The following is a 24,108-nucleotide window of genomic DNA, read 5'->3' as shown; positions in this document are numbered from 1 at the left end:
AAAAAAAGGTGATCCGAGGGCTATCCTTCGGATCACCTTTTTTCATTTCCGCTTTTGACAGCGGTAAATACCTTGAACAGCTCGCTCATCCCATCGCTTAGAAGCAGCTGGCGGATTGCACGGTTGCGTTTGGACACTTCGCTGAACGGGTTCGAATCATCATGATCCTGCAGCTTCTGCAGAATGCCCTGCTCCACCAGAAACTCGCGCTGCGTTTGAAGCTTGCAGGAGGCGAACCCATGAAGGCGCGCTGCCGATTCCACCGCTGAGAAATTGACATGAGCGGTAATATCCTGCTCCCCTTGATGAACCCATACATCATCGTGCGCCTGGTGGTTCCGGTAGCACATCAACGTCCCCCGGTATCGATGAGGGGCATATAGCTCCGCTTCGATTGCGCCGTAATCGATGAGGATGCAGCCTCCGCTAATCATGCGCTGTGAAATGCGGGCGATCCACGCTTCACTTTCCAGATTCAGCTCTCCGATTTGACCGTCGATCCATTGAACTTTTAAACTCTCTATGCTGTCTAATCTAAGCTTGGAACGGATAGGCCGCCAAATTTCTGCGAAAGCCTGATCCGTCTCCTGCCAGGTCACATAAGACTCTTGAAAGCCGCCTTCCTTCCAGCGAATTCGGTGCACAGGGAAAGCATCCAGCAGTTCATTCGCCAAGACATACACCTGCTCTTCCGGCTCTTCGGCCAGCCATTCCAGCTCGCTGAGCGAACGAATCCGCGGCGCATGCCCTTGAAGTGCCTGCTGCTGCAAACTCCGGTGATACGCGCTGCTTTCTATGAGCGTGTAAGTTAGGCATTCATAGACGCCAGGAGCGATCCTGCGCATTTCATCCAGAAGATGCAGCGCTAAGCGTCCGCTGCCTCCTCCCCACTCGACGAGATGAAGGGGACGATCTTGGCTAGCTTGTCCCGCCAGGAAAGCGGCAATCATTTCCCCCATCACGGAACCGATCGAGGAACTGGTGTAGAAATCGCCTTCTTTCCCGATCTTGGGACGTTCACTCCGATAATATCCGTAGGGCTCGCTGTAAAGACATAGTTCCATATAATCACGGAAAGTGATAGCCCCCTCCGGCGCTGACCGGATTGCCTCTATCAAGGCCGCTATCACTTCCGGATGCCCAAGCTGATGCTTCATAAGATCACCCCAATTGTTTACTTAAAGACAAAGCCGCTTGAAACCATTATAATGAAGAATGATTATGGAAGGAGACGACAATCGCATGTCAAAGAAGTGGATCACCCTTACGGCGGTAACGGCTATCAGCTTGCTATCGTTAACCGCATGTACGGACAATACCAAAGTGAAAGAAGCATTCGAACAATCGCTAAACAAGCAAAAGGAAATGAAATCCTATACCTTTGAAGGCAGCACAACGCTTGCGATCGGCGACGCTCTGTTCAAAGGGTCCAACCCTTTGACGAACGGATTGCTATCCTTCGTGAAAGAAAGCACGATCGAATGGAAAGGGATAGCAGGCTTGAACCCGATCCAGTATCAGACCGATATGAAAATTACGCCTAAGGGCTCATCTTCACCTATCGAGATACCAATTCTCATTAAAGATAGCAAAATGTATTTTAATATGCCAGCATTAAATAAAACGCCGGACGAGTATTATGCAGTCGATCTGCAGCAACTGAGTCAAAACAGCAAATCGCCGCTGACGCCGGATACGCTCGCCAATACATCGCAGCTGTCTTCAGCTCTGGCTACGCTTGTTTTCAACGGCATCGACGCCAAATGGTACAATGAGGCCAAAGAACCTGTCAAATTAAAGGATGGAAGCACCGCGAAATCCATCAGCGTCGAAGTGACCAGCAAGAATGAAAAGGACATCAACACATTATTTCAATCCAAACTGCCGGAGTTCATCTCCAATTTGCAAAATAACGGCTTCCTTACAAGCGACAAGGCAGAGCTTCTCAAAAAATCGCAGCCTGGTACCGCCCAGATCAAAGCGCCAAGCAAAATGGCCGTCGCCGTCGATGAAGCCGGCTTTATCCGCGATCAAACTCTCGATCTCGTCTTCCAGCTCACCGTTGATGGCAAAGTGCAGGATAACCATATTGTCCTCCACCAAACCTACGATGCTATTAATCAAAGCACGCCGCTAACGAAGGAAGTGCCGAAGAACGTCAAGAGCTTTGACGAAATCCTGAAGCTTATCGCTCCCCCCAAAAAATAGCGGGCAGACCGAAATACTTACTTCTCTTTGGAGGTAAGTATTTTTTTGTGCTTCATTTAATAGAAATATGATAATCTGTTTATAGGGGGAGAATGCATGCAATGAAACGTACATACATAGCTGTGTTGATGAGCCTGCTGCTCCTTGCGCAACTGACGGCCCCATTGGGCACGGCATTCGCTGTCGAAACGGGAACCGATGAAGCCAAGGGACTCGTGCAGAAAGGGCTTACCATTTATGAGATTGATAAAGAACTCAGCCGGCTGAATGAGCAAGATGCAACGCTCGTAGAGCAAATCAAACAGAACGAGCTCAACATCACAGCGCATAGCGTCCATGTAGACAGCACACGAAAGCACGCAGGCCAAGTGATCAGAGCTTACTATACCGGTGACCGGGACTCCATCTGGATGCTGCTGTTTTCCGTAAATTCCTTTGCCGACGCATTGCGAATGTTCGAATATTTGCAAATGATCTTGTCGAACGATCAGCGCGCAGTATCTGCATTCATAGAATCTTTCAATAAATTAAAAACGTTGCAAACAGAGCTCCAAACCTCTCGCCAAGAGCTTCAACAGACCAAAGAGAAATATCTCGCGCAGCGCGAAAGACTCGTAAAGCTGCAGGAAGAATTGGACAAACAGCTCGCCGTAAGCGCGCAAGCACAAGCCATCCAAGATCAGATCAAGTCCTTGAATGAGCAGTGGAAATTAGAGGGCATTCCATTATTCCGTGAATATTTGAAAAACCTATCCGCCGCTTTCCGCGAGCTCCCGCAGTATGTAACCCAAGATAAGAAATTCATGGACTTATCATCCATCCAGAATCCGGTCATCACGATCAGCGATACGGATTTCAATACTTACTTACATGCCCAAAACGAACAATTGAAAAATTTGAATTTCCAATTTGCCGATGGCGCGATCTTGGCCAAAGGCCAGAAAGATTCCGTACAAGTCGCCATCGAAGGCCGTTTCCTGCTCAAGGAGAATCCCCAGATGAATGAAGTACGCTTCTCCGTGGATAAACTGGAATTCAACGGCTTCGAGCTCCCGGATACGACGATCGAGGATTTCGCCAAAGAATTTCAGCTTGGCTTCATACCGAAGAAAATCGTCTCCTATCTCGATGTCATTAGCGTAGAAACCAAAAACGGCTCAGCTGTTGTGAAACTCAAAATATCCTTGTAAACTGACAAGGACGATTTCAAGAAGCGAGGAACTCAAATGGAACACAAAATTGGATTGCTCATGGATATACCCGAAGGCAAACTGCCGGGCTTCTATGCACAAATCGTGAAAGCACTGGCAGGAAAGGTTGACCTGTTCGACCGAGACAAAGAAATGCTCATTGTCAGCAGCGAGGAGCAGCATACCGCCCTCTTGGACGTCATGGCTAAGTTCAACATCCCAACGGATCGGATGGAGCTGGTCTTGCTGCCCGAGAATGCTGAATTAACCGATCTTTTCGGCGATTATGGCTTTACTAGCCGTTCCGAACATCACTATTTGTACGATAAAATCGTCGCCTCCTTCCACTTTACCGAGGATAGTAAGCAAGATGACGTCGATATGGCCTCCCTACAAATGGAGGAGCATCTTCTCGCCATTTATAAGGATGGGGGCCAAGATATTTACGTCGTCGACCGTCAGCTCGAAGAGCTGATGCAGGGGATCGCCAAGGCGTACCGCGTACGTATCGAATTCCTCCGTTAAGCCAAGAAAACCCTCATTCCCTGTCTGGGAGTGAGGGTTTGTTGTTGTCTAAAGCAAATCCGCAGCAAGCTGGGCGAGATGTGATCGTTCACCTCGTTCCAAGGTGATGTGCCCGCTGATATTCTCCTGCTTGAATCGTTCCACCACATATGTCAAACCGTTGCTTGAAGCATCAAGATACGGGTGGTCGATTTGATCGGGATCGCCGAGCAGTACGATTTTACTTCCTTCCCCTACACGGGAAACGATCGTCTTGATCTCGTGCTTGGATAAGTTCTGGGCTTCGTCGATGATAATGAACTGCCCCGGGATGGACCGTCCGCGAATATACGTGAGCGCTTCAACCTGAATGCTGCCCAGACCGGCAAGCACTTTCTCGATGTCGCCCGGCTTCTTCGTATCGAACAAATATTCCAAATTATCATAGATCGGCTGCATCCACGGACGCAGCTTTTCCTCTTTTTCGCCTGGCAAGTAACCGATATCTTTGCCCATAGGAACGACAGGCCGCGCAATCAGCAGCTTCTTATATTTCCGGTCGTCTTCGATCTTCATCAGTCCCGCGGCTAACGTGAGCAGCGTCTTGCCGGTACCCGCTTTCCCAGTCAGGGTGACGAGCGGGATCTCGTCGTTGAGCAGAAGCTCCAGAGCCATGCGCTGCTGCGCATTCCGCGCGGCAATTCCCCAGATGGGATCGTTGCTTAGGAAGAGCGGTTCCAGCTTCTTGGCGTCCGGCGTCACTTTCAACAGTGCCGATTTGGATGAACCGAGTTCATCCCGCAGAATAACGAATTCATGAGGGTGCAGCATATACGATAAATTCAGCGATGTCACGGTTAAGAAACGATAGGAGTAAAATTCATCGATCACGGACGGATGCACATACAGCGTAATATAGCCCGTGTACATATCCGTTTGTGCTACGATGCGGTCAGTTAAATAATCTTGGGCAGTGATGCCGAGCACATCGGCCTTAATCCGAACGAGCGTATCCTTGCTTACGATAACGACCGGTCTCGGGAAATCATTCGCCTGTTCTTCCAGATGATAATTCAACGCAACAGCCAAGATGCGGTTATCGTTCGTCAATTCGGAAAAAGTATCCTGCAGCTTAGCAAAACTGCGATGGTTAAGCTCCACTTTGATGCTGCCCCCACGCTCAAGCGTGATGCCGTCGGATAAGGTTCCTTTGGTCCTCAAACCATCCAATAATCGCGAAACATGCCTAGCGTTACGGCCGATTTCGTCCGCATTCCGTTTCTTCGAATCGATTTCCTCCAACACCACGGCGGGTATGACTACTTCATTATCTTCGAATGAAAATAATGCATTAGGGTCATGAAGCAGCACATTGGTATCCAACACGTAAATTTTTTTCATTGGTGTGTCCCCTCCCAGATTTGGCGTTAGATCAGTGGTTATATTTCCATACATACAACCTGTTAGTAACGGATAAACTAAACGCGAGATTCAAGGAAAGGATCGATTCTAGTGAGACTATTGTGCGTATTTTTGTTGGTACTGACCCTCGCGACTGGCTGTAGTCAAGCGCCGAAAAGTGGTGCCCCCTCTCAAGATACAAATCAAAAGCAAGTAAGAGTTCAACAAATCGCTCCGCAAAAGCTGGAAATAAAAGATTCCAAAGCTGTTGCTGAACATTTGGAAAGCTTAGCCACCTCGATCCCGCAAGTGGAGAGTGCGCACTGCGTCGTGTTCGGCAATACGGCCGTTGTCGGCATCAATCTCCGCAAAGATATGGACCGGGCTAAAGTAGGAACCGTCAAATATTCGGTCGCGGAAGCCCTCAAAAAGGATCCATACGGAGTGAATGCCATCGTGACCGCCGATCTCGACCTGGATCAACGACTGCGCAACATTCGGGATAATATGAGAGCAGGAAGGCCGATTACCGGGTTTGCTGAACAAATGGCGGATATCATGGGCCGGGCTATGCCGCAGCTGCCACGTGACATTCGCAACCCTCAGGACACGACTGGAGCTCATGACGCGAACCATGCCGGGCATGCAGCTCCCCCTCAATAATTTGGCGGAAGACAACAAAAAGCCTGACTGCTCGAAGCAGATCTAGGCTTTTTTTATGACATCAAAAACTTGGCCGGGCGGCTTGGCACACTCACGGCTTGCACAAGTTTTCGCATATTCAACTGTTGTCATCGTCAGGGCGCGGTCAATCATTTGCTCCGGTAAAGCTGGGAAGTGTACCGCCATATCGTCTGCGCCTCCTACAAGGTGGATGAAAACGATCCTTACACTAACAGTATAGCATAGCCGGTGGCAAGCGTTCCACCTTTATGTATCTATTTTCAACTCATGCGAACACTCCTTTATCACCCAGATATACCTTATTGTACGTCGGATAATTCAAGATATGTCCTAAATGAGCCTATTGGTTATTGTAAACAGGATTAGCCCGGATGTCTTCGAGCAGCTTCTCCGCAGCTTCGCGGTCAAAGCTGACAACACTCTGGGTTCCTTCTCGTTCATAGGAAATATGAATTTTCATCGGATCACTTTCATTCACAAGCTCCATGTGGCCGACGCCATGATCCTCACGGAGAATCATCGCGAAGAAATCCAATGTTTCTTTGGCAGCTTCATCATCCGGCCTGCCTTCTTGGACAATGTGCATTTGCAGCCAGTTAAAAAATGTGTCTTGAAGATTCATATCCTAGCCATCCTCCCTGAGTAAAATAACATCATAACCGGCAGCCAGCCAACGCCGCCACTCCCGTATCCACGAACGGTAATGAACGCTGCCTTCTTCCTCCGTGTTTAACTCCCATTCACTCACAAGCTGCAGCGCTTGCTCCCGTGAAAGCAGATGATCCAGAAAGGCCTCTCCGCAATGGGACAGATGGAAGGGGGCCCCGTCGAAGACAATCGCTTCGGATATCGATAAATCCAAGTCCATGACTTCAGAGCCGCAAAGCTCCTCGTCATCGCTCAGCAATAAGCTGGCTTTGAATAGGGGCAACAGCCGCGGATGCTTCCGGCCGGCCAGCTCGCGAAGCGAATCCAGCGCTGCTTGCGGTGTACATCGGATGCGTTCCGCTCCAAGCACAAGCGGCGAGCCGCTTACGACCGGCGTCAACCAATAGCTTGTCATTCAGGCGTGCTCCTCGTGCCGCTGCGCTTCTCGATGAAATAACGGATGCGTACGAGAAACATCAAAGAAATGGCTACAGCCAGACACAGCACGATCGGCAGACCTGCCACTTGGAATACAAGCAGCATCACCGAACCGATGGCCATAAGCACATAGACGACGGCTGTCTTGAGGATGGGCAGTTTACGCGTACGAAAAACCTTATTATATACATAAGACATGAAGACAAAAATCATCAAGTAAGTCATATAAATGTGATTGCCAAACCATTCGTTCAAAGCTGTCAACAGGATGCACTCCATTTCACTTTTTAAATAAGATCAACGCTCATTCTCTCATTATCGCTCAATTAAGCAAATAAATAAAGGGAAATGCAGCCGATCGGCTAACATTTCCCTTATTAAGAAAACTTTGTGAATTATGCGTTCGCCTCTGCCATTTTACGTTGTTTCTCTGCACGCTCACGTTCGCTTTTGTTCAAGATTTTCTTACGAATTCGAACCGATTTTGGCGTAATTTCGCAATACTCGTCATCGTTCAAGTACTCAAGCGCCTGCTCCAAGGAGAAAATGCGTGGAGTCTTCATTTTGACGGTTTCTTCTTTGTTCGCGGAGCGGATGTTGTTGACCGCTTTCTCTTTGCAGATGTTAACGATGATATCGTTATCGCGCGTATGCTCGCCGACGATCATACCTTCGTAAACTTCTGTTTGCGGGTGTACGAACAGGATCCCGCGGTCTTCGACAGAAAGAATACCGTACAGCGTGGAGACGCCTGTTTCGCTGGATACAAGCACGCCTTCATGACGTCCGCCGACATTAGCGCCTTGGTAAGGGCCATAGCTGTCGAACGCATGATTCATAATTCCGTAGCCGCGCGTCAATGTCAAGAAGTTCGTTCTGTAACCGATCAGACCGCGAGCCGGGATCAAGAACTCCAGACGAACGTTGCCGCTGCCATTATTGATCATGTTGACCATTTCCGCTTTGCGGGAACCTAAGCTCTCCATAACGGAACCCATGCTGTCTTCCGGAACGTCGATGATCAGACGCTCGATAGGCTCCATCTTCTGGCCATCGATTTGACGGATGATGACTTCCGGTTTGGACACTTGAAGCTCGAAGCCTTCACGGCGCATGTTCTCGATCAGAATGCCCAAGTGAAGCTCACCGCGGCCGGAAACGATGAACGCATCCGGACTGTCTGTATCTTCGACACGCAAGCTCACGTCGGTTTCCAGCTCTTTGTACAAGCGTTCGCGAATTTTACGGGAAGTTACCCATTTGCCTTCGCGGCCTGCGAATGGAGAGTTGTTGACAACGAACGTCATTTGGAGCGTCGGCTCATCGATTTTGAGTACAGGCAAAGCTTCCGGATTCGCCGGATCCGCCACTGTTTCGCCGATGTTGATGTCTTTGATACCTGCGATCGCGATAATATCCCCTGCAGCCGCTTCTTCGATCTCAATGCGCTTCAAGCCGTTGAAGCCGAAAAGCTTCTCGATACGAGCTTGCTTCATACCGCCTTCGCGCGTCATGACGGCAACCGATTGACCTTGGCGAATTTTACCGCGGTTAACGCGTCCAACGCCGATACGGCCCAGGTATTCATTGTAATCCATCAAAGTAACAAGGAATTGCAGCGGTTGGTCCACATCTTCCGTCGGTGCAGGAATGTGGCTTACGATCGTCTCATAGATAGCTTCCATGTTCGAATCTTGTTTATCCGGATCCAAGCTGGATGTTCCTTGCAAAGCGGATGCGTACACGACGTGGAAGTCAAGCTGCTCGTCTGTAGCTCCAAGCTCAATGAACAAGTCCAGCACTTCATCTACCACCTCAGCCGGACGGGCGTTAGGACGGTCGATTTTGTTGACAACGACGACAGGCGACAGATTGCTTTCCAGTGCTTTGCGAAGCACGAACTTCGTTTGCGGCATGGTGCCTTCGAAGGCGTCGACAACGAGCAGAACACCGTCAACCATCTTCATGATCCGTTCCACTTCACCGCCGAAGTCGGCGTGTCCTGGTGTATCTACGATATTAATTAAGAAGTCTTTATAATTAATCGCCGTATTTTTCGCAAGAATGGTGATACCGCGCTCTCTCTCGAGATCGTTGGAGTCCATCGCTCTTTCTTGGACCGCTTCGTTCTCACGGAATGTGCCGGACTGTTGAAGTAATTTATCTACGAGTGTGGTTTTGCCGTGGTCAACGTGAGCGATAATTGCAATATTGCGGATCTTGTCTCTTGCCTGCATGAATTGTCAAACCCTCTCTACCCTATAATTTTCGTCTCTGTTCATAAAAGAAGCGTCGGACAAAAGCGCCGACGCTTGACATTTATGTTTATTATACGCAGTTTCTCGACATTATGCAAGAAAAATGAACGGCAACATAAAACTTTAACAAGCGGCCGGGCCATTTCTTTCCAGCGTAACGCTTGCATTACCATCCGCTGCGCCTGCGAAAAATCATAAGAAGTCCGGCTGCCACAAGGAGCAAAGCGATTACATAGATCCCGAGCTGAACAAGCAGCGTGATCCCGAACAGGACGGCGGAGACGATGCCGAGCACGAGAGCGGCAATCCATACGCCTCTGTCGCTCCCCCTGTCAAATAAATGAAGCTCGTATAACCCGACGGCTACGCCGAGAATGAAGCCCGGCCAGATGTACGCCATCGATCCCCAGCCAAATATGTTGCAGAAAAAAAACATCAAACCGTACGTCGTAAGGATACCTCCCGGGACAAGGACGCCTGCCGGCCACGTGCGGTTAAAGTACAAAATGTGAAACAGCAAGCCCGGACCGAGGACAAAGATCGGCCAGAAAAATGAGAAAAGAAAATGAAAAACGCCTAGTTTACCGAGCAGCAGCAATACGGCCAGGCCAATTAACAGGATGCCGATGGAATAGCTGTTACGAGCCATGCGAATTCCCTCCTATTCAATGATCAGCGCGGCGTCCGGTTCGACACCATTCAACATAGAGTGTATCGCACCTGGCCTCAAATTGCTAGCCTTCCCGCTACTTGCGTCCCCGCCGTTTGGCCTCAAGCAAACGGCTCATGCTGTCCGGCGGCGGCGCGGACGGCGGCTCAGCGCCAGGCGGCGCGGGCACATCCGGCGCTGTGCCTGAGGGCGCAGGCTTCGCAGCCGGCGCAGCAGTCGGCGGAGCCTCCGCCGCCGCGCGCTTACGCTGCAGCTTGTGCTCCGCAAGCTGCTTGCGCTCCCGGAGACGCCCCAGCGGCGTCTCCGGAGCAGCCAGGCCCCCTGCGTGGTCAGGGGCCTGCCGGAACCTTGCCGCCCGCAGGCCGGGCGGCAGAGGCACGCGGCGCGCTGCAATGTCCAGCAGCAGCAGCGCGAGAGCAGCCATCAGCAAGTAATGGCTGATGGGGGTGTATCGCTTCTGCCCGGCGGAAGCGAAAGCGAAGACATCTTCCGGATGCTCCAGCGAAAGCATCCGGCCGCCGGTAAGCTCAGCGAGCTGCTGCAGCTTGCTGAGCCCGGAGCCGTCCGTGATCCGGTATTCCGGCGAATACGGGATCACGAACCCCGTCGTCGAAGTGCCGATGACGCGCTTCGAACTCCCTTCGGCTTCGCCTCCGGCCAGCAGCTCGGTTTTGGCCAAATAGACGCCAGACTTATCCACAGATAGCTGTGCTGAATAATCTCCAGGCGCCGTCGACGTAAAGGCAATCTCCCGCGTGCCTAACGATTCATCCGTCACCGTCGCCCGAAGCTCGCCGCTACCGCCCGATTGGTCCATCGCCAGCTGGCCGATCTTGGCTTCCAACATCATCTGGCTGCCGTCAAGATGTCCGTTAAGTTCCAGCGGCGATGCTTGAAATTGCGGGAACGTCCACTTGATCATTCCCGTTAACAGGGGAGCAAATGCCGGCCATCCCACCCAATTGCCGCTCCAGGCGCCGGTCACGTCGCTCGTCCAGGCAACTGACCGGCCCGAACCGTACTGCCACCGTGCAAGCACGGGGTCAGGCTCCGGACTCGACAGCACCACCTCGGCGGCTTCTTTGGGCGTGGTGGCGATATACCCCTGCAGCTCAGGCAGGCCGCCGGCCAGCAGAGGGGACCAATCCGCACCGCCGGTGATGGCTGGCACGAAAGGTTGATTGACGACGTACGTTCGAGAGATCAGTACGGCTTCGCGGCTGAAAATCGCCGGAATCGTCGTTTGATCGACGGCGGCATAATACCTGCCCTTCGCCAGCTCCGCGATACGGCTAAGCAGAGCCTGGTCCGCATCCGTACCGATCGCGACCGTGGACATCGTGATGTTATCTTTTTGCATGCGCTCCGCTAATGCCTCGTAGCTTTGCGTTGTCGCGGATTGGCCGTCCGTCAGCAAAATCATATGCTTCCGCTGCGCATCCACCTTGGACAGCTTGGCATAAGCCTCTTCCACCGCCGTATAGATTTCCGTTCCGCCGTCTGCCGGTATCGAATTGATCTTGGCGATGACGTCTTGCTTCCGACTGAGCTTCTGCGGCTCCACATACCATTGGGGCGAAGAATCAAACCCCAGAACGCCCAGCGTATCCTTCTCTCTGAGCAGATCGACCGTACGGGACGCCGCTTCTTGGGCCAGCATCATTTTATCGCCTGACATGCTGCCGGACTTATCGATCACAAGCACGATGCCGAGCGAAGGAATTTCCCGTTTCCCCCGCAAATCCATATACACCGGCAGCGCGCGCTCGATCGGCGTTTTGAAATAACCGCCAAGCCCATAGCTGTTGTCGCCTCCGAACATCACGAGCCCGACGCCATAATCACGAACGGCTGTCTCGATCATCTCCATTTTGAGCTGCGGCAGCTGCGTAGCCGCTACATTGTTCAGAATAATGCTTTCATAGCCGGTGTACGTCATAAAATCGTTGGAAAGCAGCTCCGGCTGTACGGTTTCGTATGGAGTGAGCGAAGCTTGCAGCGCTCCCTCAAGGTTAGGGGAAGTCCCGGACTTCCCTTCAACGATGAGCACCTTCGGAGGACCTTCTACTCGGCTGAAAGCGTAGTGCGTATTGTTGGCCGAAAGCTCATCGCCTTCCATATACACTTCGGCCCGGTAGCGGTGGAAGCCCGGCTCTTTGGCAAGAAGCTGCAAAGCGAAGCGATTCTCCCCTTTATTCAGCTGAACCGATCGCGAGCTGATCTCTTGATTGTCTTCAAACACGCGAAGCGCCGCAGGTCCCGAGGTCGTGGAACGTATGGCAACCTCGGCCGTATAAGCTTCCGCTTGAAACAGCTTCTCCGGCACCGACACAGACGCGATTGCCGCATCCTTGCGTTCTTGACCCGCCAGCGGGAGAACGTCAACCGCAATTCCGCGATCGCGCAGCAGCCTGCCCTGGCGCAGCAGGTCCCCCACATTCTCTTCGCCGTCCGACATGAGAACAATACGCCCGCTCCTTTGGGCAAGAAGACCGGAGGCGAGCTGCAAACCGGACGCAATATTGGAGAATTGCGGCTGCGGCGGAGAGGCGAATTGGAAGCTGTCCGTGTCTCTTGCATCCAGCGGCTTCTCAACGGAAGCCTGCAGCGCCATCGAGATAACCCCAGCCTCGTCTTCTGCGGACGTGCGCCCTCTCACGGCGTCGCGTATCCACTGCGCTCCCGCCGTTTCCTGCTTCACGCTGTCCGAGAGGTCGGCAGCAAAGACGACGTTCTTGTGATGCAAGCTCGTATACAGCTGCGCACCGGAGAGCGCCAATACAAGAAGCAGCAGTACTCCGGTGCGAAGCGTGATGACGAGTTTTTTCCTCATGCCTTGCAGCCGGTTAACACTGCGCCATAACCACCATATATAGACTGGGAGCATCAAGAGCATGAATAAGATGGATGGGTGATCAAGCTGAATACCCACGCCGGTACACCTCCCATTCCACGGTTAACAGCAACAGCAGCGCAACAACGATCCATGGAACGAGAGAAGAGGCTCCTGTCGTATCCGCACCGTCCGGCCGGTGATGATCCTCCGCTTCACCTGCATAGCGGAGCTTAAGCTCCGCCTTCCCGTTCACATTCGATTCTCTTGCGTCCATGACGACTTCCAGCTGTCTCTCCTGAACTTGATTGCCTGACTCGTCATATTCCTTCAAAGTATATAGACCCGGAAGCTTCGGTACAGGCTGCCTCGCAGCCAAGCTATGATTCAGAAGCTCCGCCTGCTCTGCGGGGGCGCCAGCGCCGACGTTAGTGCCAGCGTTAGTTCCTCCAGCATTAGTTCCAGCGTTTGTACCAGCGACATCCGTTTCCGGCGTCCAAGTCGCTTTCACAGCCTGCGGATGGAAATTAACATCGATGCGTTCACCTGCCACGACCCGGCCCAACTGACCCCCATGCTGTTGATTCAACCATGTGATTGTATTTTGCACGAGAATAGGAAACTCTGAGCGGAGAGCCAAGTCTGACTGCGCCAACGGAAAAGCAAACGAAATCCTTGCCACGCCGTCTTCGGTGCCTGCCGCAATAAGCGGAATCCCCGCAGCGGAAACAAGCACTTTCTCCCAAGGTGCAAGTTTCCGATTGTACGCATGTGCCAAGGTAACGTCTTGCATGGAGATATAACGTGTAACAGGATGGTCCGCAATCTCGAACTTTCGTTCGGAAGCTAGATTCGAAGTTGCCTGGGCGGAAGAAGCAAACCTCCACAGAGGCTTTGATGCCAGAAGTTTCTTCCATGACGGCGATTGCAGCGCCGAATCGTCAATTCCGTCCAGCACGATGATGTCAGGGGGGACGGTTGGCACCGGATACGTACCGTCATCGCTTCGTTGAATTTGCAGGACATCGGTTTTCGCCAAAAGAAGCGCTTTCTGCAAAAACAGATTGCCTTCGCCTACATAGGTAATTTGCGTTCGCCCCGTCCCTTCGGGAAAAGCGTTTGCGGCGTTGTCAGCTTGCAAGGCATCGGTTGTTCCGAGTTCAAGCCGATAGCGGCCGGCATAAGCCAGCTTGTCGAAAAAGACCGTATGCTGCTCTCCCGCTTGCAGCTTGTAGGCGCCGGAGCGAAGGACCTGCGAATCGCCGTAAAGACGGAGTTCGATGTCCGTGCTGCGATTTCCCCAATTTTTCAGAACGGCAACCGCCCGATGGGTATCCGCGTCGGCACTTTTAACCCCGAACTGGGCAATCGATACATTGATCGGCGCCTCTTCTTCCCGCACCTGATCGGCTTGGAACTCCTGCAGACCAACCACCTGAAACGGAACTGAAAATACCAGCTCTTCCGGCTGCTCCGCCCACTGGGCGTCCGTATAAATGCGCACCTCGCCGTCAGGGTCCTCTCGCGTCAGGGCTGAGGCTAAGGACAGGGATTCCTGGACATTGGATCTGCCATAGAAAGGCGTTACTTTATCAAGCGCCGATTGAAGTGCAGATACATCCGTTTCCCTTTGTACCAGCAACTCCGGTTGATCTTTCATGACGAGCAAGGAATACATCCGATGACTGGCTTCATTGCGAACATAGGCCATCAGATGCCGCTTCGCTTGCTCCAGCCGAGTCGATCCTTGTTCGGTTACCGCCTGCATGCTGGCCGAAGCGTCAATAACGAAAAAAATATGAGCCTTCGCCGTCTGTTGGCCCCGAACGAACGGCTGCATCAACGCCACGACGAGCAGCGCTGCGGCAAGCAGCTGAAGGAACAGCAGCGCTTGGCGGCGGAGACGCTGCCACGGACGGGTGGCTTCCTGTTCGCGAAGCACGCGCCGCCAAAGCATATGGCTGGAGACTTCCGTATCGGCATACCGCCTTTTGAGCAGATACAGCAGGATGATGATCGGGATTGCAAGCGCGAACCATAGGCCGCTTAACGTTGCGAATTGCATAATTGCTCACCTTTCCGTAGCGTTAATCGTTCGCAGTGAACATGCGTCAGGCTGTTTGACATTGGACATACTACGAAACAGTCGTGTCATTCCGTTTTCCCCTGTCTAACAGGTTTGCCTATGTCCAACTAGGGAGGTACCATGGAATCTTTATCTCTAAATGAAAGAAAAAAGCGTAAGCCGCTTTGGACCAAAGCTTTTCTCATCACTTCGCTATCGAATTTGCTGCTCTTTTTCAGCTTCCAAATGCTGATCCCGACGATCCCTACGCACGTAGCGCAATTAGGTGGAAACGATATGCAGGTAGGGCTAGTGATTGGCATTTTCACGATATCATCGCTCATCACCCGGCCGTTTGCCGGAAGGGCGCTGGATTTGCTGGGACGCAAACATGTACTGCTTGTCGGTCTCGCCATCTGTACGCTGACGATCGCCGGTTATTCATATATGGCCGTTGTGGCGCTTATCTTAGCCGCCCGCTTCGTCCATGGCATCGGATGGGGAATGTCGACCACATCCTTAGGGACGGTCATCGCAGACATCATTCCGCCTGAACGAAGAGGCGAAGGCATGGGCTATTACGGCCTCTCCAATACGTTTGCCATGGCGCTGGCCCCGCTGACGGGATTATGGCTGATGCAAACCTTCAGCTTCCATCGCGTGCTGCTAATTTCCACGTTGCTGGCACTTCTTTCTTTGTTCAGCTCACTGTTTATTTCCTATGAGAAGCCCGTGTCTCCCCGTAAACAGGCACAACGTCCGAAGCTTATCGACCGTTTGTGGGAGCGGTCTGCCATTCTCCCTTCGGTTATGCTGCTGTTCACCGCCATCTGCTATGGAGGCATCGTGACCTTCATCACGCTTTATGGTCATGAAGCCGGCATTTCGAATGTCGGCTGGTTTTTCCTATGTAATGCCGCTATGGTGTTGATCGTGAGACCGATAACCGGGGTGCTCTTCGATCGCAAAGGTCCCGTGTGGGTACTGCTGCTGGGAGCTTTGTTCACTATCAGCGGACTGCTGCTCCTCTCCTACGCGCATTCGGAATTGAGTCTCGCCATCGCCGCGCTGTGCTACGGCGTAGGCTTCGGTTCCTTGCAGCCGGCCTTGCAGGCTTGGACCATCGCGCGTGCAGCGCCGGACCGGCGCGGTGCCGCTAGCGGCACTTTCTTCTCCGCCAACGATCTTGGCATCGGACTTGGCGCCATGGTGTTAGGAGCATTCGCTAACATCACGGGCAGCTATGCGCTTATGTACCGCTGCTCGACTGTACTCATCGTCATCTTCCTGATCATTTACGGTTGGAGCTTCTGGCAAGCGCAGCGCAGCATGCCTCTTCCGCAGCGGTGAAACTTTAGCGGACCAATCCGCTGCGGCGAAGCTCCCCAAGCAGGAAATCACTGACAGGCACATCCGTGACGGCAAGCAAATAGGTGATACCGCGCCCATGGCAGAATGCTCTTAAGGATTGAATATACGCTTGGGCGGCTTCGCTGTACGCCTGCAGCACTTTGCCGCTCATGGCCACTTCCCTCGCCTCCCCGGATTCGCTGTCAATGAGCCGCAGCTCTCCGGAGAGACCGGGACTTAGCTCTTCGCGGGCGAGCACCTGCACAACAACCACTTCCTGTTTCGCAGCCAGCAAATATTTCAAGGCTTCTTCCACCCCGTCCTCGTACAAAAAATCCGAGAATAGCCAGGTCATCCCGGGCTGGCGCGGCAGAACGGCACCATTCCGGAACACCGCACCGATATCTCCCGGGCCTTGCGCTGAACAACTGCCCAAAAATTCAAACAGCCGTAGAGCAGACCCTTTGCCGCGGAGAGGCCTCAACTGCTTCGTCATGACTGTCGCAAATGCACCTGCGCTAACCCGGTCATACCGCCCCAGCGATAAGTAACCGATGCCCGCAGCTAATTGCAAAGCATAGTCCCACTTCGTGCCGGCACGTGCACGATCCATCGCCCGGCCGCCGAAGTTCATCGATTCGGAGGCATCCAGCCACAGGTTAACCTGCAGCTCCTGTTCATCCATAAAGAGCTTAATGAACGGCTTGCCCGTCCGTCCGTAAGCATGCCAATCCAATTGGCGCGTATCGTCGCCAGGCGTGTACAACCGGTAATCGGCGAATTCCAGCGACGACCCCATATCCTTCGACCTCCTTCTTCCCTGCATCGTGCCCCTGATCCGGTTCTTGGCTGCAATAGCCAGATGATCCAGGCGCCGCATCAGCGCAGGCTCAAGCAAATCGTTGCCGCCGTTCATCGGTTCTGCTCCATCGATCGAATGACCGAAGCGATAATCGCATCCGGCGATATGCCCATCGCCTGGCCTTCGAAGTTCAGAAACAAGCGGTGCCTCAGCGCCGGGACGGCTGCCGCATGAAGATCCTGCCTGGACACATGAAACCTGCCTGCCAGGAAGGCTCTTACTTTGGCCACGGCGATCATCGCTTGCACGCCGCGAGGCCCCGCACCGAAACGGACGTACCGCTTAACATCTTCGGGCGCCGCCGGCTCATCGGGATGAGTGCTCAGCAGCAGCTCGACCGCATGGTCCAGAACATCTTCGGCCACAAGAATATGCTTCAGCCCCTGCTGAATGTGCAGGATCAATTCCCCGTCCGCCACCTTATCCGCTTGGAGGGTCTGTGCGGAGGTCGTGCGCAGCACGATTTCTTTCAGCTCCTGCTTCGTCGGATAGGTAACGTGAATTTTGAGCAAAAACCGGTCCAGCTGCGCTTCCGGCAGCGGGTACGTCCCCTCCTGTTCCAACGGATTCTGCGTTGCCAGCACGAAGAAAGGCGAAGGCAGCGAGTAGGTTTCCGTGCCAACCGTTACGGTTTTCTCCTGCATCGCTTCCAGCAGGGCGCTCTGTGTTTTCGGCGTAGCCCGGTTGATCTCATCGGCCAGCACAAGATGGCCGAATAGAGGACCTTTTTGAAATTTATACGAAGTTTCGCCCTGCGCTCCGAATTGAATGACATTCGTGCCCGTAATATCGGCCGGCATCAAGTCCGGCGTGAACTGAATGCGGGCGAAGCTGAGGTCGACCGTATCCGCGATCGTTTTGACGAGCATTGTCTTGCCGAGCCCGGGGATGCCTTCAAGCAGCGCGTGACCTCCGGCAAAGATGCACCAGAGCAGCTGCTCGACAACTTCTTCCTGACCGACGATGACGCGTCCGATTTGTTCTTTCATGCGGGCAACCGCCGCACCCCACGCTTCCAATTGCTCCTTCGATTCGACCATCCGTTCCGCTCTCCCTCCAGTATCCTCTAACCTTTCTGTCTAACGCTGCGGTTGAATTTCGAGGAAATAGTCCCGCACCAAATTTTGCATATGCTGCGGCAGCTCCGAGCGGTTCAAGGCGCTCGACGCCTCCGCTGCATAATCGGCGTAGACGTCCTCGTACGGCCGCGATGCCCCGTCCAGAGCGGGCGCAGAGCCGCCTTGGCTCACTTCGCCGCCGCTGCCGCGCGTCGGGCCCCCGTCGGCGTATGTGCCGCCGGTGCCGGACCGTTCGCGCGGCGTCGTCACCAGGCCGCGCGAGCCGGCGCCCGTCCCGCCCTGCGTGCCGCCGGCTCCGCTGCCGGCCCCGGGTGCGCTGCCGGTCCCCGGCGCGGCGCCCGCACCGGCGCCAGCGCCTGCGGCTGCTCCGGCGGCTGCTCCGGCACCCGGGCCTGCGGCGCTTTGTCCGGCCGTCGGTGCGCTCGCGCCCGGCGCAGGGCTGCCTGCGGCGGCCAGCTGCTCCGCGCGGCCCCCGGGTGCCCACGCCTGCCCCGGCGCGGCGCCGCTAGCGGCGAGCTCGCGCGCCTCAGGCAGCGCACCGGCGGCGAGGCTGGCCGCCGCTTGGGCGGCCTCGGCCTGCTGCGCCGCGAGCGCTTCCTGCGCTGCGCTCGCCCCTGCCAGGCCCGCCTGCAGGCGGCTCAGCTGCGCAGCGGCATTGTCGCCGGCGCGCAGAGCGCTTGCCGCTTGCGCCAGCTGCTCGCGAAGCTGCTGCTCCGCCTCAGGCGATGCCGCGGCCGCCGACGCCGCAAGCCGCTCCAGCTCACTGGCGAGCTGCTGCTTCTGCTCGGGCGTCATCTTCTGCACCTGCTCAGCAAGTTTAGACGCTTCGCGCTGTATGCTCTCGGGGCTCCGCTGCGCAACCGCTTTGCCAAGCTCCCGCAGCTCCTGCGTGCGCTGCATCGACTCCGCCCACTGGTCGGCGCGCTGCTGCTGCTTGGCCAGCTCGCCTAAACGGTCTTCCATGTTTTTCAGCGTTTTGGCCAGCTCCTCCAACGCTTTGGCAGTGGTTGGCGTCTGACCCAACCGGCGCTCTAACTCTTTCAAGTCATCGGTGATCTGCTGCATCGCCGGCAGCGGCGAGGGCTTCGCTTCCAGCTGGGCGGCTAACGCTGCCGCCTGTTTCTTCTGCTGCTCCACCCAAGCCCGGTCTTGTTCCTCTCGCTGCAGCACCGCGTCCTGCGGATTCGGCAGCATGACCAAGATCAATAACAAGGCTGCCATACCCGCAAGCGTCAGCAGCCATTTCATGGGTACATGCAGCTTAATCACTTGCTTCAGCTGCGACTCTACAATCGGAGTGCCTTTCTCCATCGCATCCTGCCTCTGCAGGACTGCCATCAGTGTGTTGACCTCCTGATACTTGAGGGCCGTCGTCATCCTGTCTTCCAAACCGCAGCGATCCAGCGCATATCCTGCATCCGCCATGCTTGGCCGGCGTACGTAAAGCCAGATGCCGGAGGCGATGACAGCCGCCAGCATGCTGATGAATGCTGCAAGCCGGTATCCGCTGAGCGGCAAGAGGCGCGCAAGCCCCATCCACAAGCAGCCTGCGAATAAGCCGATCGTTACACCCCGTACGGTGAATTGCAGCCCTTTCACTTGCAGCAGACGCCGTCTGACAGGAAGCAGCAGTTCTTCCAGAGATGTGAATTTCATTCTCACCACGCTCTTTTCTGAACCCTTATTTCTTTCTTCTCAGGATTGGCCGCAAATATCTGACGCTGAGCCAGATAAGCACGATTGAAAGCAGCAGGTATACACCTGCGAAAATATGCCACATTTGCAAATAGGTATGCCCCTTGAACAATTCCTTGGCGAAATCGGGAACCATTAGCGATATGAGCACAGCCATCGGGTTGAAGCTTAGAAAATAACCTAAGATTTGCTCATTTAACCCTGTGCGCCCGATATTCGCAAAAAACATGCCGGCCAAAGCCGTAAATCCAAAAATAAACAAAACAAAACCGTAAGTCGCAATAACGGAAATGACGGTTTTCTTTAATATCGTCGAGAAGAAAATGCCGACAGCCCCAAAGAGCACCATAACAAATAAGTAAAAAGCGAATACGGCGGCTACTTGCGCCGGCGATACGCCCCCGTAGAGGAAAACGATGCTATAAAGCGGCATTGTCGCCACTACGGTCAAAACCATAAAACTAAGCGCCGCAAACAGCTTGCTGAGAATAATCGTCCCCGAGCTTTGCTGCGTTGTCAGCAGCATGTTCAGGGTCTGCTTCTCCCGCTCGCCGCTAATGACGCCGGCTGTCAGCCCCGGCGTCATGAAGGCGATCAGTACGAGTTGAGTGCCGCTAAGAAAATAAAACAATTCGCTGCTTCTGGCGCTGCTCAGCACCCCTGCCTGCTGATGGTTCATATTGATATAAGCGAAGCCGAGCGCGATAAGCCCGATCGCAAGCAAGTATGCCAGAATCGATAGCGGAGAACGTATGGTTCGCATACGCAAGCGAAACTCTTTCTCCAACACGGGATTAATCCAGTTTAACTTGACCTTCATCATGTGCGCCGCCTCCTTTGGTGATTTCCAGGAACACGTCTTCCAGATTCGTCAAAGCTTCGCTGAAGGAAAGGAGCGGAAAGCCTCTCTCCACCAACCGGGCGAGGAGGCCGGCTTGGTCCTCGTCCGTACCGCCAAAGTGGACATGCAGCCCTTTCTCATCGTGCAGCACCATCGTAACATGCGGCTGCTCTCTCAAATATGCCAATGCTTCCTCCGCCCCGCCAACCATCCGAATCTGGAGCACACGGTTTGCTTTCATGCGGCTTTGAATGTCGGATACCCGCCCTTTGGCGATCAGCTTCCCATATTCAATGACTCCGATCTCATCAACCATCTCAGCGAGCTCCGGCAATATATGTGAAGAGATAATGATCGTTTTGCCCATTGCCTTCAGCTCTTTCAAAATCTCTCTCATTTCGATACGCGCCCTCGGATCCAATCCGGATGCCGGCTCATCCAGAATGAGCACTTCCGGCTCGTGAACCAGACATCTGGCCAAGCAAAGCCGCTGCTTCATGCCACGGGATAACGAGTCCACGTAGAAATCAGCCTTCTCGGTCAAATTGACCAGATCAAGCAGCTGCGGGATCAGCTTCATCCGTTCGGCCCGGGGAATCCCGTAGCTGGCCCCGTAGAAATCCAGGTATTCGGTTGTTTTGAAATTATCATACACACCGAAGAAGTCCGGCATATAGCCGATTAATTTGCGAACCTCTTTCGGCTTCTCGGTTACATCAAATCCGCCTACTCTGGCTGTGCCGGACGTCGGGCTCAGCAGTGTCGCCAAAATAGACATCGTCGTCGACTTGCCTGCCCCGTTAGGACCGACGAAGCCAAACACCGTTCCTTTGGCAATCTCCATCGTCAATGAATCAAGCGCCGTAAAGTTGCCGTATGTTTTCGTTAGCTCCGTAATAGAAATCATCGCCGTACAGCTCCTTCCAGCGAGATGGCGGGGATGCGGAACATGGTGTTATTTTGCATGGTCGTTACTTTCAATCGAATCGAATGGCCTGCTGTCAAATATGGCTGCAGAGCGGCTCCCTCCCAGGTCTGTATGGATTTTAAGGTCACGGGCTCCCAAGCCTGCGTATTTGCATTCCACAGCTCCGTCGTCACATCGGGATTCGGATCGCCGCTGAGCGTCATCGTTTGATAGGCAGCTCCCGCAATGGCAGGCAATGGATATTCCAGAGTCAGATCGCCGCTGCCCAACTGCATGAAGGGACCGTTTTGGAATTGTACCGCGCTCATCTTCATATGGTTTTCGGTCAGATTCGGGACGATCGCCGAGCTTGGAATCATGATCTTGCCTTCCGGCGTCACATAATCGATCTTCATTTCTTGAGCGACAAGTGTCAGCTGATCCGTCGGGATCGTGCCTGAGGATGCTAAAGAGATGCCGGATTGTTCTTTCGCCCATCCGATGATCATCGGCGTGAAGCTTCCGGAGAAGTTGACTTTCTCATTCAAATAGGTTGCCAGCATAGCGCGCTGCTGCAAACCGGCATCCACCCCGTTATTCGCTCCGTACGGAAAAGCAATTTGCGCGATATCGGGCCCGTTCATGTTCCCTATACCGATATTCGTATCGAAGCTCGCCGATCCGCCCGGCGGGATGGAGCCGACCTGAATGTACGTTTGATTCATTATGACAGCGACATCCGTTAACTCTTTCGCCGTGTTATTTATAATTTGACCTTTCGCACTTTGGGCCGTTAGCTCCGTGATGCGGTAATCCAGCTTGCCGAATGAAGGAAGCTGATCTTCCTTCATGAGCAGTTTGCTGATCGATGAATAAGGAATATCCTGAAGCCTCACGACAGCTGCCTCCGGCTCTTGTCTGATCGCCATCTCGCTGCCTTCATGAAGCAGCAGACCGGGATAGATGTCGCTTTGCAGGAGTGGCGAGATAGCGGGCTTCCCCGCCAACTTCAGTTCCAAATCGCCGCCCTTAGGCAGAAATATCGACATCCACGTCGTCTTCGCCCCTCCCCCGGATCCGTTCAGCGTTACGGCAGACAGTGTCTGTCCCATCATGCTGCCCCGGTTCGTGGCACCGAATTGAAAAATGCCGGCACTGGTTACAAGCGCGATGACCGGAATGATAAACCAAGCCCACTCCCGCCGGTCCAAACGCGCCAAAACGATGTAGAGCACGGGAGCTGCGATTAAGGCGTACAACAATAGGACGAGAGCCAGCATCGGCAGCTTGGGAGGCTGTATGGAAGGGAAATAGTCCAAAGCCCTGTCCATTTCCCAGAAAGCGTTATTGCCGAATTTCATCTGGTTCGTACTTAGCGCATTAGCCGATTGAATCGGCCCTTGCAGAACCTTCTCCCAGAGCCGCTGATTCCCGTTCCACGAAGCCAGCGGGTTAAGGGATAAATCATAGGCCGCATAAACGACGAACCCGTTACCGTAAGGAGCTCTTGCAACAACGGGAATCTCCCCCTCAGCGTATACCGTTTCCGCTCCCTTAACCGGTTTCCCGCTCGATAGCGTAAACGGTTGGGCGAGAACCAGCTCCTTCTCCCCCGCCTTCTCAAGCTCTGTCAGCTTGGTGACCGATGTCGTGCCTTCATATGTAATGGGGGACGCCTCCGCGAAAGGGCCCGATGTCTTCGTGTAGCCTGCGCCGCCGGACAGAAGAAGCGTACCGCCTGATCTCGTCCACTGCCGGATCGCCTGCACTTGCTCAGAAGCTAATGTATCCGAAGCAAAATCGTTCAGCACCAGCACGTCGATGCCGTCGAGTCCCAGCGACGCCTTCGGGATATCCGGTTGCTTCAGATGGAGCACGTTCACTTTCACCCCGGACTGATTCAGCAGCGTAAGGAAATTCAGCGTATCCACATCCCTGGCCAGCACGCCTACCTGCATCGTTTCCTTCGGCAAATTAAAGGCTTCCAAATACGTTCGGCCTTCCAGCGGTATTTTCTTGCCGTTATTTTGTGATTTCTCATAAAATGCGATTGTATTATTGCTTTTGGTATACGCATAACCTGGCAAGAGCATCGTAACCGCTTTCGTACTCCCTCTCGGAAGCTCGACATGCTGCACATACGTGAAATCCTTACTCCGGTTCGGGTTGGCAATCTGCACGACCACATCCCCTGCCACATCGGCGCCTTGATTGGTCAGGGTCAACGTGACGGGCGTCCAGCGGCCTTGCTTGACGTTCGTCGCGCCGAATCCGACTTGGGATTCGATTTGCACAGGAACCGCCGTTTCCGCTTGAGCGGAATTCGCCCAAAAGCCGGCCCCTTGCATCCATAGAGCCAGTAAAATACTGCCGATGAAGCAGGTCATACGCATTGCGCGCTTGTTTAACAATCTGGCATTCACTTGGGTAACTCCCTTCTCATCATACCTATCTCATAGATAGACGACAAAAATG

General features: G+C 53.7%; 21 protein-coding genes. 5 read left to right on the top strand and 16 right to left on the bottom strand.

The window, feature by feature from the left end:
- Nucleotides 1-32: 32 nt before the first annotated feature.
- Nucleotides 33-1,157 carry a class I SAM-dependent methyltransferase gene (locus tag J2X61_RS09335; RefSeq protein WP_310187514.1) on the bottom strand — a complete coding sequence of 375 codons (1,125 nt, stop codon included), beginning with the start codon at nucleotides 1,155-1,157 and terminating at the stop codon, nucleotides 33-35.
- A gap of 85 nt (nucleotides 1,158-1,242) precedes the next feature.
- On the opposite strand from J2X61_RS09335, the gene J2X61_RS09330 reads away from it, so the two are divergent.
- The 3 genes from J2X61_RS09330 (at nucleotide 1,243) to J2X61_RS09320 (ending at nucleotide 3,923) form a co-directional block, all read left to right on the top strand.
- Nucleotides 1,243-2,208 carry a hypothetical protein gene (locus tag J2X61_RS09330; protein WP_310187512.1) on the top strand — a complete coding sequence of 322 codons (966 nt, stop codon included), beginning with the start codon at nucleotides 1,243-1,245 and terminating at the stop codon, nucleotides 2,206-2,208.
- A 101-nt stretch (nucleotides 2,209-2,309) separates the two neighbouring features.
- Nucleotides 2,310-3,398: a hypothetical protein gene (locus J2X61_RS09325; protein WP_310187510.1), complete on the top strand. Its 1,089-nt coding sequence runs from the start codon at nucleotides 2,310-2,312 to the stop codon at nucleotides 3,396-3,398.
- Between the two features lie 36 nt (nucleotides 3,399-3,434).
- Complete coding sequence (locus J2X61_RS09320) at nucleotides 3,435-3,923, top strand: hypothetical protein (protein WP_310187508.1); 489 nt, start codon at nucleotides 3,435-3,437, stop codon at nucleotides 3,921-3,923.
- Nucleotides 3,924-3,971: 48 nt separating this feature from the next.
- Here J2X61_RS09320 and J2X61_RS09315 read toward each other — a convergent pair whose 3' ends face one another.
- Nucleotides 3,972-5,303, bottom strand: coding sequence for a PhoH family protein (locus J2X61_RS09315; RefSeq protein WP_274470963.1), 1,332 nt, complete (start codon nucleotides 5,301-5,303; stop codon nucleotides 3,972-3,974).
- Nucleotides 5,304-5,435: 132 nt separating this feature from the next.
- On the opposite strand from J2X61_RS09315, the gene J2X61_RS09310 reads away from it, so the two are divergent.
- Nucleotides 5,436-5,966, top strand: coding sequence for a YhcN/YlaJ family sporulation lipoprotein (locus J2X61_RS09310; protein ID WP_310187505.1), 531 nt, complete (start codon nucleotides 5,436-5,438; stop codon nucleotides 5,964-5,966).
- A 42-nt stretch (nucleotides 5,967-6,008) separates the two neighbouring features.
- Here the strand turns inward: J2X61_RS09310 and J2X61_RS09305 are convergent, their stop codons facing one another.
- The 8 genes from J2X61_RS09305 to J2X61_RS09270 all read right to left on the bottom strand — a co-directional run bounded on the left by J2X61_RS09305 (nucleotide 6,009) and on the right by J2X61_RS09270 (nucleotide 14,899).
- Nucleotides 6,009-6,152 (bottom strand): hypothetical protein, encoded by a 144-nt coding sequence (locus tag J2X61_RS09305; protein ID WP_274470960.1) that lies wholly within the window; start codon nucleotides 6,150-6,152, stop codon nucleotides 6,009-6,011.
- Nucleotides 6,153-6,327: 175 nt separating this feature from the next.
- A complete protein-coding gene (locus J2X61_RS09300; RefSeq protein ID WP_274470958.1) occupies nucleotides 6,328-6,609 on the bottom strand; it encodes a hypothetical protein in 282 nt (93 codons plus the stop codon).
- Between the two features lie 3 nt (nucleotides 6,610-6,612).
- A complete protein-coding gene (locus J2X61_RS09295; RefSeq protein WP_310187502.1) occupies nucleotides 6,613-7,050 on the bottom strand; it encodes a hypothetical protein in 438 nt (145 codons plus the stop codon).
- The gene (locus J2X61_RS09290) at nucleotides 7,047-7,328 is read right to left on the bottom strand and encodes a YlaH-like family protein (protein ID WP_274471652.1); all 282 of its coding nucleotides are present in this window, start codon (nucleotides 7,326-7,328) and stop codon (nucleotides 7,047-7,049) included. The genes J2X61_RS09295 and J2X61_RS09290 overlap by 4 nt, the downstream gene beginning before the upstream one ends.
- Nucleotides 7,329-7,468: 140 nt before the next feature.
- The gene (typA, locus tag J2X61_RS09285; RefSeq protein ID WP_274470956.1) at nucleotides 7,469-9,310 is read right to left on the bottom strand and encodes a translational GTPase TypA; all 1,842 of its coding nucleotides are present in this window, start codon (nucleotides 9,308-9,310) and stop codon (nucleotides 7,469-7,471) included.
- A 187-nt stretch (nucleotides 9,311-9,497) separates the two neighbouring features.
- The gene (locus J2X61_RS09280; RefSeq protein ID WP_274470955.1) at nucleotides 9,498-9,980 is read right to left on the bottom strand and encodes a hypothetical protein; all 483 of its coding nucleotides are present in this window, start codon (nucleotides 9,978-9,980) and stop codon (nucleotides 9,498-9,500) included.
- 97 nt (nucleotides 9,981-10,077) lie between these two features.
- Nucleotides 10,078-12,933: a VWA domain-containing protein gene (locus tag J2X61_RS09275; protein WP_310187500.1), complete on the bottom strand. Its 2,856-nt coding sequence runs from the start codon at nucleotides 12,931-12,933 to the stop codon at nucleotides 10,078-10,080.
- Nucleotides 12,917-14,899, bottom strand: coding sequence for a vWA domain-containing protein (locus J2X61_RS09270; protein ID WP_310187498.1), 1,983 nt, complete (start codon nucleotides 14,897-14,899; stop codon nucleotides 12,917-12,919). Before J2X61_RS09270 ends, J2X61_RS09275 begins: the two co-directional genes overlap by 17 nt.
- A gap of 141 nt (nucleotides 14,900-15,040) precedes the next feature.
- Between J2X61_RS09270 and J2X61_RS09265 the strand changes: the two genes are divergently transcribed.
- Nucleotides 15,041-16,249, top strand: coding sequence for an MFS transporter (locus J2X61_RS09265; protein WP_274470952.1), 1,209 nt, complete (start codon nucleotides 15,041-15,043; stop codon nucleotides 16,247-16,249).
- Nucleotides 16,250-16,253: 4 nt separating this feature from the next.
- Here J2X61_RS09265 and J2X61_RS09260 read toward each other — a convergent pair whose 3' ends face one another.
- Genes J2X61_RS09260 through J2X61_RS09235 form a run of 6 tightly spaced genes read right to left on the bottom strand, consistent with a single transcriptional unit; the run spans nucleotide 16,254 to nucleotide 24,056 of the window.
- Nucleotides 16,254-17,165: a DUF58 domain-containing protein gene (locus J2X61_RS09260; RefSeq protein WP_310187496.1), complete on the bottom strand. Its 912-nt coding sequence runs from the start codon at nucleotides 17,163-17,165 to the stop codon at nucleotides 16,254-16,256.
- Complete coding sequence (locus J2X61_RS09255; RefSeq protein WP_274470950.1) at nucleotides 17,162-18,151, bottom strand: AAA family ATPase; 990 nt, start codon at nucleotides 18,149-18,151, stop codon at nucleotides 17,162-17,164. The genes J2X61_RS09260 and J2X61_RS09255 overlap by 4 nt, the downstream gene beginning before the upstream one ends.
- Nucleotides 18,152-18,190: 39 nt before the next feature.
- Nucleotides 18,191-19,846 carry a coiled-coil domain-containing protein gene (locus J2X61_RS09250; RefSeq protein ID WP_310187494.1) on the bottom strand — a complete coding sequence of 552 codons (1,656 nt, stop codon included), beginning with the start codon at nucleotides 19,844-19,846 and terminating at the stop codon, nucleotides 18,191-18,193.
- A gap of 25 nt (nucleotides 19,847-19,871) precedes the next feature.
- Nucleotides 19,872-20,708 (bottom strand): ABC transporter permease, encoded by an 837-nt coding sequence (locus J2X61_RS09245; protein WP_274469350.1) that lies wholly within the window; start codon nucleotides 20,706-20,708, stop codon nucleotides 19,872-19,874.
- On the bottom strand, nucleotides 20,680-21,633 hold the full coding sequence (locus J2X61_RS09240; protein ID WP_274469352.1) for an ABC transporter ATP-binding protein: 954 nt from the start codon (nucleotides 21,631-21,633) through the stop codon (nucleotides 20,680-20,682). Before J2X61_RS09240 ends, J2X61_RS09245 begins: the two co-directional genes overlap by 29 nt.
- Complete coding sequence (locus J2X61_RS09235) at nucleotides 21,630-24,056, bottom strand: DUF7408 domain-containing protein (protein WP_310187493.1); 2,427 nt, start codon at nucleotides 24,054-24,056, stop codon at nucleotides 21,630-21,632. The genes J2X61_RS09240 and J2X61_RS09235 overlap by 4 nt, the downstream gene beginning before the upstream one ends.
- Nucleotides 24,057-24,108 lie beyond the last annotated feature (52 nt).

Source organism: Bacillus sp. 3255 (genome assembly GCF_031456485.1).
Lineage (GTDB): Bacteria > Bacillota > Bacilli > Paenibacillales > NBRC-103111 > Paenibacillus_E.
This window is presented reverse-complemented; position numbering and strand designations above follow the sequence as displayed.